Origin of the sequence: Lysinibacillus sp. BPa_S21 (assembly GCF_023337795.1) — a bacterium.
GTDB lineage: Bacteria > Bacillota > Bacilli > Bacillales_A > Planococcaceae > Lysinibacillus.
Genome location: NZ_JALIRS010000024.1, coordinates 17,860 through 32,383 on the forward strand (window position 1 = coordinate 17,860; position 14,524 = coordinate 32,383).

Below are 14,524 nucleotides of genomic sequence, written 5' to 3' on the forward strand. Positions count from 1 at the left end.
TTTCACACCCTTTGAATTTCTTCTACTAATAATTCCTGCGCGTTGTGCATTAAGTTTTTAATATCCTGTTCTGTTAAAGGCTCGATCAGTCTTGCACCACCAGCATGTTGGTATAGTTCCTTTAAAATATCCTTCCATTCAGAAAGATCCCATTGCTCCATTAGATTCATCACCGATTCAGTTGCAGCAGTATGTTCATACAATACTGAAGATTGATGTAACACAAGCTTTTGAACCCAGCACATTGGTTCAATCCCATCCTCAGCTTCTCGAATTGTTTCTAGCCATGCATCCACTGTGGCATGTTCAAATAAAGATTGTGATTGTTCATCTATATTTTTTAAATGGAGTTCAACAACAGATGCCCCATACTCTTGACGATTAAGCATCAGTGCTTCCTCACATTTTTTTAGTAGTTCATTTGCATGAAACACATTCGTACAATCTACCTCTACCGTATTGTAAACAACAGTAGAGGTCGGTACAAATTCCAATTCAGTAGAGGTTTGTGACAAAGTTACGTCATAGAAGCCCTTAATCCCCTGCTCTTTCCGATGTCGACTTTGAATATTGCCTGGATACACAATCGATGGATGTTGATGTAAAAATTGTCGTTTATGAATATGCCCTAAAGCCCAATAATGATAGTTCTTTTCAAGAAGTTGATCTTTTGTAAACGGAGCATAAACAGCATGCGTTGTATCGCTAGCTTCACTACCATGAAGCATACCTATATGAATAGCATGCTGGTCCTGTGCAACAGGATAACTATCAATCATTGTTTTCGTTATATGGCGGTCACTATAACTGAAGCCATAAATATTAACTTGCTGACCACGTATTTTTAATTGCACAACACTTGTTTCAGCTGGTAGCTCATAAACGTTGCTCGGTAAGGCAAAGCGTGTCCAAGCACCATTTAAGTGATCGTGATTACCATAGCTTAAAATGACCGGGATATTATGTTGAAAGAGTTTTTCCATAGCATCTTGAAATCGTCTTTGCGCCTGTAAGCTACGATTTTCCCCATCATATATATCACCGACAATCAGTAAAAAATCAGGTTTCTCCTGAATAGCTTTTTCAATAATTTTATCAAAAGCTTCAAAAGTACTTGTTCGAATCCTTTTGAAGTATTGCTCGGGTAAACCAAATAAGCCCTTAAACGGACTATCTAAATGTAAATCTGCCATATGAAAAAAACGAATTGCTGACATCCAATCACCTCAAATAATCATTTATGCCTCGGCATAATTGTCCAAAATCAATAATCTATACCTTGTCGTCATTTTTCATCACTCGCAATGTAGTAAATTATTGAGTACTTTGGAATTGCTACTTCATTCATTTACTAATCGCTATTTGTCTCATTTCTGGACATTTATGAATCACGCCAAAACCGAATATTTGTTCTATTTTATCATACTTCGCGATAGATGAGAAATGTCTTCAAAGAATATTCATTATTAGTATTGCCTTAAATTTTCCACAACTTTCGTAATTTATCGAAATATTCGCTAGTTTTATCGTGAAGTTTATAAACCTTCTATGTATAATAGATATATATTTAAGTAAAGGGTGGGTTTTTATGGAGAATTATCGTTTTACAGCTTTTGAAAAAACTGGGGAAACATTGTTTGACGAAACATGGACATTCGAAAACGATGAGGCTGCAAAAATCAACGGTCTACAACAAATTGAAGAAAAAGGTGTTGCCAACAAAACTCATCGCCTTGTAAACTCCTCAGGTAAATTAATCTTATTCCATGTCTAAAAAATAGCTAGTAAAAAGGCACGGATAAAACCGGTTAAAGCCTTAAAAGCGCAGGAAATCAATTTTTACACGTTGACTTCTTGCGCTTTTCTGATGCGGTATTTTTTAATCTTTCTATAAAAATATACTGTCAGGTGTGAATTCAGATGACCCTTCGGCAAAACGAGGGGTTGATTTCCGTTCCGACTGGGCGCTTTCCTGGGGGCGTCCGATGAGCCGCTTCGCTACGCTCCAGGGTCTCATCTGTGACGCTAGTCCCCCAAGGAATCGCCCAGTCTCCACTCCAATCAACCTCTTCACAAGGATGTATCTTCTGACATATCCCTCTAATTTATAGTAATAAAGCGATGTGTCTAACCACTTTGATTTTTTAAAATTTATTTCCCTACAAAAGCAGGTGCTCTTTTCTCTACAAATGCATGGATTCCCTCTAAATGATCGGCTGTTTTACGCATTTCCGATTGACCTGCTGCTTCCATTGATAAAATACTCTCTAATTGCGGTAAATTTTGAGCATGTAGAATTTTTTTAGTCGTAATCATCGATGCAATTGGAGAAGCAAGCATTTTTCCAACTAATTGGTCAGTAATTGCAAAAACAGTCCCATCTGGTGCAACATAGTCAATTAACCCTACATCATGTGCTTCCGATGCAGTTAATACCTTACCCTCCCAAATCATTTGTTTAGCTTTGACAGTACCTACACGTTCCTTCATAAAGAAATGACCGCCACCATCAGGGATGAGCCCTATGCCGATGAAGTTCATAGCGAGTTTACTATTTTCACATGCTACAACTATATCAGCCCCAAGTGCTAGACTAAATCCTAATCCAGCTGATGCTCCATGAACCGCTGCAATGACGATCATCGGTAGCTGGTAATATGCTTTGACTATACGTGTTAAATAAACCATGGCCCCGTTAATATTAAGCGGCTTATTTGGATCAAGCATCGCTTTAATATCGCCACCTGCTGAAAAGACTTTTCCTTCCCCGCGAATAACAAGAACTTGTATTTCTTGTTCTTGCTGTAATGCCTCAAAGCATTCTGCAAGCTCACGCATCATCACATCGTCCATAGCATTCATAGCATGTGGTCGATTTAATGTTAATGTTGCACGGCGTTCTAATTTTTCTAATGTAATCGTTGAAAATTCCATCCCAACACCCCCAAATATGAATAGTCATTCACTATGTACTATTCGTGTTTTTTTAGAAAACTCCTTCTAAGCTACGCAAAATTGAACTTGATATGCTATATTTAAGGACGAATAATTGATTTAAAGGTGGTTAATGATTGTGACACAGAAAGACTATCGTGTATTACTTTATTATAAATATATAGCTATTGAAGACCCTGTAGCATTTGCAGAGGAACATTTAGCATTTTGTAAAGAAATCGGACTACTTGGTCGTATTTTAGTTGGCTATGAGGGTATTAATGGAACGGTTTCAGGTACCATCGAGCAAACTGATGCTTACATGAATCATATGAAGGCAGATCCTCGTTTTAGCGACATCATGTGGAAAATTGATGAAGCTGAAGGACATACCTTTAAAAAGATGCATGTGCGCCCTCGTCGAGAGATTGTACATCTTGGTTTAAACGATGATATTAATCCTTTAGAAATAACAGGAGATTATTTATCACCAAAGGAATTTATGGAACGTATGCAGGAAGATAATACAGTAGTTATTGATGCACGTAATGATTACGAATATGACCTCGGACATTTCCGTGGTGCTGTACGTCCAGATATCGAAAACTTCCGTGATCTACCGGATTGGATGGAGGCTCATAAAGAAGATTTTGCTGACAAGAAAATTTTAACTTACTGCACAGGTGGTATTCGCTGTGAAAAATTCTCTGGCTGGTTAAAACGTGAGGGCTATGGGGAGAGTGTTGGTCAATTACATGGAGGAATTGCCACGTATGCTAAAGACCCTGAAGTAAAAGGTCAACTATGGGATGGACAAATGTTCGTCTTCGACCGACGCCGTAGTGTACCAATTAATCAGGTTGAGCATGTAATTGTCGGAAAGGATTTCTTCACTGGCGAACCGACAGAACGCTATACAAACTGTGCAAATCCTGAATGTCATAAATTAATGCTTTGCGAGGAAAAGCATGAGTCCTTCTATATGCGAAGCTGTTCAGATGAATGCCGTCGCGCAAAACGTAACTTCTTCGTTGAAGAGAATGGTTGGACAAAAGAGCAGATTGAAGAACAAATCGCTAAAATCGCTGAAGTTCAACATTCATCTATATAAGAGAGAAAAAAGCATCATCCATTTGAGATGATGCTCTTTTCTATTTTTGGGGTTACTCTCTGTACAGGGCCAGTGATTACGTGTTTACCTGAGCAGATATTTTTAGTACCCGAGCGATTTGTCGGCTTACCTGAGCAAATTTCCCACGGTACCCGATCACTTTTCCAGCTTACCTGAGCGATTTCCTGCGGTACCCGATCACTTTCCTGGCTTACCTGAGCGATTTCCGGCGGTACCCGATCACTTTTCCGGCTTACCCGAGCGATTTCCCTCTCTCTACGACTTGCTAAATCTCACCTAAATTTGTCTTCATTCCCCTTTTGCCAAGTATCGCCCTACCTGTCGACCACTAAATAAACAACCACCAACAAATGTCCCTTCTAATGCACGGTAACCATGTACACCGCCACCGCCAAAACCACTAACTTCCCCGGCTGCAAATAAACCTGGTACAGGCTGTCCATCCATTCCTAACACGGCACCATTCAAATTTGTCTGTAAGCCTCCTAATGTTTTTCGCGTTAAAATATTTAAGCGCACCGCGATAAGGGGCCAATTTTTTGGATCTAATATTTTATGGGGTTTGGCAACGCGTATAAATTTATCACCAACATAGTTTCTTGCTCCATGAATAGCATTAACCTGTAAGTCCTTCGTAAATTTATTGTCCATTTCACGATCCCTTGCTAAAATTTGATCTTTGATTTTGATAAAATCAAGAAGGTCATTGCCAGCCAACTTGTTCATTCCATCCACTAACTCCTTTAAATCATGTGCAACAACAAAATCTTCGCCATGATTTTTAAATGCCTGAATAGGACCTGGTGGCCCTGGCAAAACACGTTTCAGTACATCACTAATACTTTTATTGGTTAAATCAGGATTTTGTTCAGAGCCTGATAATGCAAATTCTTTTTCAATAATCTTTTCCGTTAAAATAAACCACGAGTAATCATAGCCTGTTTTTTGAATTGCTTCTAATGTGCTTAACGTATCAAAGCCAGGAAAATTAGGTGCTCCAAATCGATTTCCTTCTGCATCAAACCATAATGACGAAGGGCCAGGCAAAATTCTAATACCGTGATTTGGCCAAATAGGGTCCCAATTTTTCAAGCCTTCTGTATAATGCCACATGCGGTCTCGATTTACGATACGCCCACCAGCATGCTCAGCAATTCCTAGCATTCTTCCATCTACATAAGCAGGTACACCACTGACCATATTTTGAGGCGGTGTTCCAAGTCGCGCTGGCCAATTTTCTCTAATTAAATCTAAATTTGCACCTATTCCACCGCTTGCCACAATAACCGCTTCAGCTTCATAAGAAAATTCGTCAATACCTAGCCTAGAACTTTTTTCACCGCGGTTTGCATAGCTTTGAGCTAAAACTGTTCCACTAATTCCTGTAATTTTTCCATCTTGTTGAATAAACTCATCTACACGATGTCTTGGTTTAAAATCTATAAAACCATCCTTTATGGCCTTTTTCACTTTTTCAGCAAAAGGCTTAACAATACCTGGTCCAGTTCCCCAAACAATATGAAACCTAGGTACCGAATTTCCGTGGCCGCCTGCTAATGATCCCCCACGTTCTGCCCAACCGACGACCGGAAAAAACTTAATACCCATAGACTTTAACCAACTATATTTTTCACCAGCTGCAAAATCTACATAAGCTCTAGCCCATTTATACGCCCACGAATCTTCATCGTCTAGACGATCGAAGCCAGCTGTTCCTTGCCAATCCTGCCATGCAAGCTCTTTACTATCCTTAATACCAAGCCTTTTTTGCTCGGGTGAATTCACTAAAAATATACCACCAAAGGACCAGAATGCCTGTCCCCCCATTGAATTTTCAGGTTCTTGATCGACTAATAGAATTTTTTTCTTTGCATCCGCTAACTCACAGGCAGCTACTAACCCTGCCAGTCCTGCACCGACAATTGCTACATCATACATCATTCTATCCCCCCTAAAAATCAATCTTCCCTTACTTACATTCTTCTCAAATTGACGGTTTACCTTCTACACATCAAAATTTTGACGAAAATGTGACAAGAAAACAATGTTCGCTTTCCTCCACTAAACAAAGAAAGTTTCCAATGTATAATTTTCGACCTCTAATATTTGTTAAACGCCCATGTAATCTGACTTAACATATATCGATAGCGCTTTCATTGTCCTCCCTGTAAACACGAACTATAAATAACAAGAATGCATAAATAGTTCGTATTTAACTGTTTTGAAGACGTACTAAGTCATGAATTTTAATCTTTTTCAGAATTATTATTGACAAAGGTGAACAATAAGGATTATGATGTTAACAATTAAATCACACGAAAATATAACGACGGAGACACGCTAGTCGCTAGAAAATCCAAAGAGAGCTGATGGTTGGTGTAAATCAGTGATTTCTACGATAATAGTTCCACTCCTGAATAGATAAGCCGAACATCTCCAAAGTAAGCTTATCCGTCACATGCACGTTACGCATATAGCTAAGACTGCTAGAATTCTTTCTTCAAGCAGTGATTAAGGGTGGTACCGCGAACCAATGTTTATTCAGCCTTTCGCCCCTTACAACACAATCTTTGTGTTTGTAAGGCGCGGAAGGCTTTTTTATTGTTTTATTTTTGAAAGGAGATTGTTTGTATGCTGTAAGATGTTTGTTTACAAAATTCAGACTGTTTCGTATATAAAGACCATTACCAATTTTAATTAAAAGGAGCTAATTACAAATGACTACTGCAACAAAAACAATTAACGTATTTATCGCTGACCCACTAAGTGAAGATGGTATTTTCCCACTACGACAAGAACAAGATTTAGACTTAAACATCATCGTTGATACTGGTCTTGCACCAGAAGAATTAATAGCCAAAATTGCGGATGTAGATGTTTTACTAGTACGCTCTCAAACAACGGTAACACGTGAAGTAATTGAAGCGGCTAAAAACTTAAAACTTATTGGACGTGCTGGAGTAGGTGTAGACAACATTGATCTAACTGCTGCTACTGAACACGGCATTATCGTTGTGAATGCACCAGACGGTAACACTAACTCTGCTGCTGAGCACACTATTGCCATGATGACTTCACTTGCTCGTCACATCCCACAAGCATTTAATACACTTAAAAATGGTAAATGGGATCGTAAATCTTATGTTGGGGTTGAGCTTAAAAATAAAACTCTAGGCGTTGTAGGCTTCGGGCGTATCGGTGTTGAAGTTGCTTATCGTGCAAAAGGCCAACGTATGAACGTTATGGCATACGATCCATTCCTAACGGATGAACGCGCAAAAGAGTTAGGCGTAACAAAATCAACAGTAGAAGAAATTTGTGCAAATGCAGATTTCATTACAGTACACACACCACTTCTTCCTGAGACACGCAACCTTATTAACAAAGAAAAATTCGCCATGATGAAAGAAGGCGTGCGTATCATTAACTGTGCACGTGGCGGTATTATCAATGAGGATGATTTATACGATGCAATCGTAGAAGGTAAAGTAGCTGGGGCAGCTCTTGACGTATTCGTATCTGAGCCAGCAACAGATCACAAGCTACTTACTTTACCACAAGTAATCGCGACACCTCACTTAGGTGCATCTACAATTGAAGCACAGGAGTCTGTAGCTGTTGACGTTTCAAACGACATCATTAAATTCTATAAAACAGGTACTGTTACGAACCCAGTAAACATGCCTTCTATTCCAAAAGAGTTACTTGCACAAGTCGAGCCTTTCTTTGAATTAGCTGAAAAACTAGGTTCATTCTTATCTCAACTGACTACTGAGCCTGTGAAAGAAATCAACTTATCTTATGCTGGTGAAGTAGCAAATTATGATGTACGTCCACTAACATCAAACGCGTTAAAAGGCTTACTAGCTAAAAACCACGGTAATCATGTGAATGATGTAAATGCTCGCTACCTATCTGAACGTATCGGCATGAAAATTAATGAGCATAAAACAACAACTGCTAAAGGCTTCACTAGCTTAATTACGATTGAAATTAAAACAGTAAACGAAACACATACAGTTGCTGGGACATTATTAAACGGTTTAGGCGCACGTATTGTGAAAGTAGAAGACTATGTTGTTGACGTTATTCCACAAGGCCACCTTCTTTACATTAAAAACACTGACAAACCAGGTGCAATCGGCCGCGTAGCAACAAAACTAGCAGAAAAAGATGTGAACATCGCAACAATGCAAGTAGGTCGTGCACAAGTTGGCGGTACAGCAGTCATGATGCTAACAATCGACAATACTGTAACAGAAGAAGACCTAACATTCGTTGCACAGCTTGAAAATATTGATGAAGTAAAAGCGATAAACCTATAATAATATATTGATTAGTGAGCAGAGAGGACAAATACTCTCTGCTTTTTTTAGACTCATTATCATAACGTAGGGTTGATTTCCGTCCCAGCTTGGGGGCTAGCTTTTTTAGACAAAAAATAAAAAAGTATCCCAGAAACATTTCTGAGATACTCTCCGAATTAGGCCAATGCTAGCCCTCACTTCAACGCTATACAAATATTTTTCGCTTCCGTGAAGAATTCTAAGCTATGGTGACCCCCTTCACGTCCTACGCCACTCTTTTTAAAGCCTCCAAACGGAGCACGTAAGTCACGCACAAACCAGCAATTTACCCAAATCGTTCCTGCACGTACATCATGTGAAATACGGTGTGCACGCTGTAAGTTTTCCGTCCAGACAACTGCATTTAAACCGTACTCTGTTCCATTTGCTATCGCCAGTGCCTCTTCCTCCGTATCAAACGGGATAATTGTCACAATAGGACCGAAAATCTCCTCTTGGCAAATACGGGCTTGTGGATTTTCTTGTAAATAGATGGTCGGTTGTAAATAATAACCTGTATTTAGATACGCTGGTAATTCAGGACGTTCACCACCATAAATAAGCGTAGAATTTTCATATTCAGCTATTCTTAAATAGCTTGTTACCTTATTATAATGTGCTTCACTTACAACTGGCCCCATATTCGTTTTTGAATCTTGAGGGTCACCAACGACTAATGCTGCAGCCGCTTCTTTAAAACGTGTTAGGAATTCATCTAAGATCGAACGTTGTACTAAAATACGTGATCCTGCTAGACAAACTTGACCGGAATTCATAAATGCTGCTTGAATCGATATCGGGATGGCTTTTTCTAAATTCGCATCTTCAAAAATAATGTTTGCTGCCTTACCACCTAATTCAAAGGAAACTTTTTTCAATGAATCAGCACCGTTTTTCATGATGGCTTTCCCTGTCGTTGTTTCTCCAGTGAAGGAAATTAAATCGACTTCAGGGTGTGTCGTCATAAATTCTCCTGCTGATTGTACCCCAAAGCCATGGACAACATTAACCACACCATCTGGAATACCCGCCTGTTGTGCAATTTCACCAAGTAACGATACGGTTAAAGGTGTAATTTCTGCAGGTTTTATAACCGCTGTATTCCCAGAAGCTAAACATGGACCAAGCTTCCATGTTGTTAGCATAAACGGCAAATTCCAAGGGGTAATTAACGCAGCAACGCCAACGGGCTCATAGCGCGTATAATTTAAATAAGCGTCATTCATCGGGTATACTTCGCCGCCTTGCTGTTCCATAAAATCAGCAAAAAACTTTAAATTTTCCGCGGCGCGAGGAATTTCACGTTCTAATGCTACTTGATAGGGCTTACCTACATCTAATGCTTCTAAGCGCGCTAACTCCTCTTTGCGTTCTAAAATAATCTCTGCCATACGACGAATTTTCGCCAATCGCTCAGATAAAGGCATCGTACGCCATGGTCCTTCTTCAAAAGCTTGCCGTGCTGCTTCACACGCTCGATCCACATCTTCAAAACTCGCTTCATGGACTTGTGCAATAATCTCCTGAGTCGCAGGATTTTTCACCTCGAACACTGTTTGAGAAGAAGATTCTACATATTCCCCATTAATAAATAGCTTAACTACTTTCAATTTAGTTTGAGTATTTCCCATAGTAGACACTCCTTATTATTCATTTTGTCGACGTTGGACGGACTTCCCTGCAATTCCCCAATGAGTGCTTGGAATTTCATGTAAGCACACACGAACTGTTTCAAGCGGTGCATCTAAAACAGAAGACACGGTTTTACTTACTTCTTCAATTAACCGTTCCTTTTGTTCTGGTGTACGTCCTTCAATAAATGTTACTTGAATAATTGGCATTTCACCTTCCTCCTTCTCTATCGCTCTACTTCAACTGTTAACGACTCCATTCCGTCAAAGCTTACAGTAAAGCTATCCCCTGCATGCATTGTTGCGGCGCCTGTTAACGCACCACTTAACACAATATCTCCAGCTCGAATGTGTTGTCCTCGAGCGATTAATTTATTTGCCATCCATGCAATGGCACGTGCTGGATGCCCCATCACCGAGCCTGCTGTACTCGTCGCAAAAATTTCATCATTGTGCGTGAAAATACAGCCCATATTTACAAGATCCACTTCGTTCACCGCATACTTTTGTGAACCCAATATGTAACGCGAAGAAGAAGAGTTATCAGCAATTACATCTGGTAAAGTAAAATTGAAATTTAAATAACGACTATCGATAATTTCCATTGCAGGTGCAATATAATCCGTTGCTTTCAATACTTGCGCAACGGTTACAATTGGACCGCGTAAATCTTCTTTAAATACAAAGGCTATCTCTGGCTCAATTTTTGGATGAATTAAAGATTTTAAGGAAATCGGCAGCTGTGGGTTTAGCGCCATATTCGCCAACAACACGCCATAAGATGGCTCATGTACACCCATCATTTGTTGTTTAGCCTTACTCGTTAAGCCAAGCTTTAACCCTGAAATGGTTGTTTGCTCATGCATACGCTTGAGTTCAATTAGTTTGTCTTGAATGTCATAAGCTGTTTCCACCGTCAGCTCTGGATACTGATCAACAAACTTCGTGACTTCTGATACATCTCGCTCCGCTTTATACAGCTCATACGCAATTTGATCTAGCGTATCGGTTTTCATCATGGCTCGTTCCTCCATTTCTAATTTACTGTCTGTGTAGGATTGGCTATCTTACGAGCAATCTCTGCAATTAAATCCTCTTGACCACCTACCGCTTTCATCTTGCCGAGCTCCAGTAAAATTTCACGTTCATCAACGTTGTATTTTTTTGCTGCTTCCTGCGTAAATAATAAAAAGCTAGAGTAGACACCAGCGTAGCCCATCATTAAACTGGAGCCTGTTATTTCTTGCGGGCGCGGCATAATTGGTGCAACTACTTCATTAGCAACATCGATTACACTATATAAATCAATCCCCGTTTCATAGCCGAGACGATTGAAAACAGCAACCATTACTTCTGTTTGCGTGTTACCACTACCCGCACCTAAAGAACGTAAACTACCATCCACATACGTAGCACCTGCTTCGACAGCAGCTATCGTATTTGCCATGGCAAGTGATAAATTATTATGCGCATGGAAACCAATTTCACAAGAAACATGTGACTTCAATGCGGCTACACGCTCCTTGACCTCATGAGGTAGCATGGCACCTGCTGAATCTGTCACATAAATAATTTCTGCACCGTAACGCTCAAATAACTTCGCTTGTTCTACTATTACAGACGTTGAAGCCATATGCGCCATCATTAAAAAGCCAACTGTTTTCAATCCTAGCTCACGGCTTAAGTAAATATGTTGTCCCGCAACATCAGCCTCAGTAACATGCGTTGCCACCCGAGCCATTTTAGCTCCTGCCTTCACTGCATTTTTCAAATCTTCCTTTACACCTATACCAGGTAAAATCAAGACCGAAATCGCCGAATCACCACATTCTTCTCGTGCCGCCTCGATTAATTTTAATTCATCCACTTTTGAAAAGCCGTACTGTAGAGAAGAGCCCCCTAATCCATCTCCATGTGATACCTCAAAATATTTCACCTTTGCTTTCCTTAGACCACGAGCTACATCTCTCACTTGCTGTTCTGTAAATGCATGGCGCATTGAATGACTACCATCACGCAATGTGACATCTAAAACTGTTAATTTTGTCATTTACTCACCTCCGCTTCGTTCGCCCTCACTATTTCATGATACTGTTTAGCAATTTCATTCCCTACTTGTACTGCTGCAGCCGTCATAATATCGAGATTTCCTGAATAGGTTGGGAAAAAATCTCCCGCTCCCTCTACCTCTAAAAAGATCGATACTTGTTTACCATTAAAAATAGGAGCGCTCGTCATGCGATAGCCAGGTACATATTGCTGAACAGCTAGCACTATATCTTCAATTGCTTTGATAATTTCTTGTTCCTTATCCCCTTCATTCACTAAAACATGCACAGTATCACGCATCATAATCGGCGGATCAGCTGGGTTTAAAATAATAATGGCCTTTCCCCTATTCGCTCCGCCTACGTCCTCTATTGCATTGGCTGTTGTTCGTGTAAATTCATCAATATTTGCCCTTGTACCAGGTCCTGCGCTTTTACTTGCTACCGTTGCAACGATTTCCGCATAGTCAACATCAGCTACTTGATTAATAGCATAGACAATTGGAATAGTCGCTTGGCCACCACATGTCACCATATTGACGTTATCGGCCGTCGCGAATTTTTCCAAATTAGCACACGGTACTACGAAAGGGCCAATAGCAGCTGGCGTTAAATCAATGATCTTTTTGCCAAGAGCAAGCACTCTCTCACTGTGCATAGAATGCGCCTTTGCCGTTGTAGCATCGAACACAATATCAAAAAGCTCAGGGCATGCCACTAGGCCATCTATTCCGTTCGTGATTGTCTGATAGCCACGAGCCTTTGCACGTTGAATTCCCTCAGAATCAGGGTCAATTCCTACTATGACACTCATTGTTAAGTAATCACTACGCTCAATTTTGTACATTAAATCTGTACCGATATTACCGGAGCCTAAAATCGCAACTTTCAACTTTGCCATCTTCAATTCTCCTCCTTCAGCCTAAACGTAGCGGACACAGTACCTAGATGGGCAAACTCTGCCGTAAACGTATCTCCATCCTCAATTGTGACCGCAGCTGTTAATGCGCCTGCTAACACAAATTCACCCGCCTGCAAACCGATATTATATTTACTAAGTTTATTGGCTAACCATGCAACTGCAAGCAATGGATCACCCATAACAGCAGCAGCGGCTGCACTATCAAACAATTCACCATCGCGGTAAACATTCATGCCAATATGCGGTAAGTCTATATCTTGCAATTTAGTAGGTGTCCCTCCGATAATGACCATGGCGGAAGAACCATTGTCTGCGACTGTATCTTCAAAACGAATTTTCCAATCCGCTATGCGACTATCTATTACTTCTAGTGCAGGGACAATGTAATCTGTCGCCTCAATGACATCCTCCACTGTAATATTTGGTCCATATAAGTTCTTCTTCAAAACAAACGCAATCTCAAATTCCAACTTTGGTTGAATGAAATGATTGAGTGAGATTGTGGCACCGTCGACTTCCACCATATCCGATAAAATATGACCGTAGTCTGGCTCTGAAACTTTAAATTGCTGTTGCATCGCTTTACTCGTTAAACCAATCTTTTTGCCGACAATCCGCTTCCCCTCTTGTTGCTTCGAAGCAATTTGAAGTAATTGAATAGCATAAGCATCATCTGCCGTTATGTCTGGAACAATAGATGATAGTGGCTCGATCGGTTGCTTCGTTGCCTCAGCCACCTGTAATTTCTCTGCATAAAGTTGTCTGTCCATACCTAACCTCCTAGACCTGTAGCGTTGTTTCTGCTGACAATGCACCGTACTGTCCATTAAAGAATAGCAATGGCTCCCCGTCTTCTAGATGAATGTTTTTCACTCGTCCGATAAATAATGTATGATCACCTTCTATATATGTGTTTGCTACCTCACAACTTACTTGTGCAATAGCGCCTTCAAGTGTAGGTGCACCTTGTAAATCACCGAATGTTACATGACGCTTTTCTTTGATTTGTCCAGCAAATATCATCGATAACTCTTGCTGCTCCGCTGATAAAAAATTGACCGTAAATGTTCCACTTTGTTGGATATGCTTCAGCATAGAAGCTTTTTCACCGATAGAGATAACCACTAATTTTGGATCAAGTGAAACAGACATGAACGCATTCGCAGTCATGCCATGGATACTGCCATTTACATTTGTTGTAATGACTGTGACACCCGTTGCAAATTTCCCCATCGCATTTCTAAACAGACGATCCTCCATTACATAACCCCCTCATAATATAGTGCTGTCTCAAATACTATGAAGTAGTATTTAAGACAGCGATTTGGATATTTTTACAATTAAACTACTACTGGCTTATTCATCCCCAAAAGTTCGCGATGATATTTGTTAAAACATATGCCATGTATACAAATTGATTGGAGTGGAGACTGGGCGACTCCTTGGGGATCAGCGATAGGGGAACGAAGGCTAAGAACATCACATCCTGTGATAACGCCTTCGTGACCAAC

At 40.2% G+C, this 14,524-nt stretch carries 13 protein-coding genes and 1 other annotated feature; of the genes, 3 read left to right on the forward strand and 10 right to left on the reverse strand.

Annotation, left to right across the window (positions count from 1 at the left end; genetic code table 11):
• Positions 1–2: 2 nt before the first annotated feature.
• Entirely contained in the window at positions 3–1,217 is a 1,215-nt protein-coding gene (locus MOK21_RS23130; protein ID WP_249076289.1) for a metallophosphoesterase family protein, read from the reverse strand.
• Between the two features lie 371 nt (positions 1,218–1,588).
• On the opposite strand from MOK21_RS23130, the gene MOK21_RS23135 reads away from it, so the two are divergent.
• Positions 1,589–1,774 carry a YhzD family protein gene (locus tag MOK21_RS23135; protein ID WP_132364027.1) on the forward strand — a complete coding sequence of 62 codons (186 nt, stop codon included), beginning with the start codon at positions 1,589–1,591 and terminating at the stop codon, positions 1,772–1,774.
• A 377-nt stretch (positions 1,775–2,151) separates the two neighbouring features.
• Here MOK21_RS23135 and MOK21_RS23140 read toward each other — a convergent pair whose 3' ends face one another.
• Complete coding sequence (locus tag MOK21_RS23140) at positions 2,152–2,934, reverse strand: enoyl-CoA hydratase (RefSeq protein WP_249076290.1); 783 nt, start codon at positions 2,932–2,934, stop codon at positions 2,152–2,154.
• Between the two features lie 139 nt (positions 2,935–3,073).
• Between MOK21_RS23140 and trhO the strand changes: the two genes are divergently transcribed.
• Entirely contained in the window at positions 3,074–4,045 is a 972-nt protein-coding gene (gene trhO / locus MOK21_RS23145; protein WP_249076291.1) for an oxygen-dependent tRNA uridine(34) hydroxylase TrhO, read from the forward strand.
• A gap of 309 nt (positions 4,046–4,354) precedes the next feature.
• Here trhO and MOK21_RS23150 read toward each other — a convergent pair whose 3' ends face one another.
• Complete coding sequence (locus tag MOK21_RS23150) at positions 4,355–6,007, reverse strand: FAD-binding dehydrogenase (protein ID WP_249076292.1); 1,653 nt, start codon at positions 6,005–6,007, stop codon at positions 4,355–4,357.
• A gap of 376 nt (positions 6,008–6,383) precedes the next feature.
• Positions 6,384–6,626, forward strand: a binding site (T-box leader).
• 157 nt (positions 6,627–6,783) lie between these two features.
• Between MOK21_RS23150 and serA the strand changes: the two genes are divergently transcribed.
• Positions 6,784–8,391: a phosphoglycerate dehydrogenase gene (gene serA / locus MOK21_RS23155; RefSeq protein ID WP_249076293.1), complete on the forward strand. Its 1,608-nt coding sequence runs from the start codon at positions 6,784–6,786 to the stop codon at positions 8,389–8,391.
• Positions 8,392–8,567: 176 nt separating this feature from the next.
• Here the strand turns inward: serA and MOK21_RS23160 are convergent, their stop codons facing one another.
• From MOK21_RS23160 to MOK21_RS23190, 7 genes are read right to left on the reverse strand one after another with little or no spacing between them, the layout of a single operon-like run.
• Positions 8,568–10,043 carry an aldehyde dehydrogenase gene (locus MOK21_RS23160; RefSeq protein WP_249076294.1) on the reverse strand — a complete coding sequence of 492 codons (1,476 nt, stop codon included), beginning with the start codon at positions 10,041–10,043 and terminating at the stop codon, positions 8,568–8,570.
• Positions 10,044–10,058: 15 nt separating this feature from the next.
• On the reverse strand, positions 10,059–10,253 hold the full coding sequence (locus tag MOK21_RS23165; protein ID WP_249076295.1) for a 4-oxalocrotonate tautomerase: 195 nt from the start codon (positions 10,251–10,253) through the stop codon (positions 10,059–10,061).
• A 17-nt stretch (positions 10,254–10,270) separates the two neighbouring features.
• A complete protein-coding gene (locus tag MOK21_RS23170; RefSeq protein WP_249076296.1) occupies positions 10,271–11,062 on the reverse strand; it encodes a 2-keto-4-pentenoate hydratase in 792 nt (263 codons plus the stop codon).
• Positions 11,063–11,079: 17 nt separating this feature from the next.
• Positions 11,080–12,093: a 4-hydroxy-2-oxovalerate aldolase gene (dmpG, locus tag MOK21_RS23175; RefSeq protein WP_249076297.1), complete on the reverse strand. Its 1,014-nt coding sequence runs from the start codon at positions 12,091–12,093 to the stop codon at positions 11,080–11,082.
• Entirely contained in the window at positions 12,090–12,992 is a 903-nt protein-coding gene (locus MOK21_RS23180) for an acetaldehyde dehydrogenase (acetylating) (RefSeq protein WP_249076298.1), read from the reverse strand. The genes dmpG and MOK21_RS23180 overlap by 4 nt, the downstream gene beginning before the upstream one ends.
• 2 nt (positions 12,993–12,994) lie before the next feature.
• Entirely contained in the window at positions 12,995–13,783 is a 789-nt protein-coding gene (locus tag MOK21_RS23185; protein WP_249076299.1) for a 2-keto-4-pentenoate hydratase, read from the reverse strand.
• A 10-nt stretch (positions 13,784–13,793) separates the two neighbouring features.
• Positions 13,794–14,273 carry a flavin reductase family protein gene (locus MOK21_RS23190; protein ID WP_249076300.1) on the reverse strand — a complete coding sequence of 160 codons (480 nt, stop codon included), beginning with the start codon at positions 14,271–14,273 and terminating at the stop codon, positions 13,794–13,796.
• Positions 14,274–14,524: the final 251 nt, after the last annotated feature.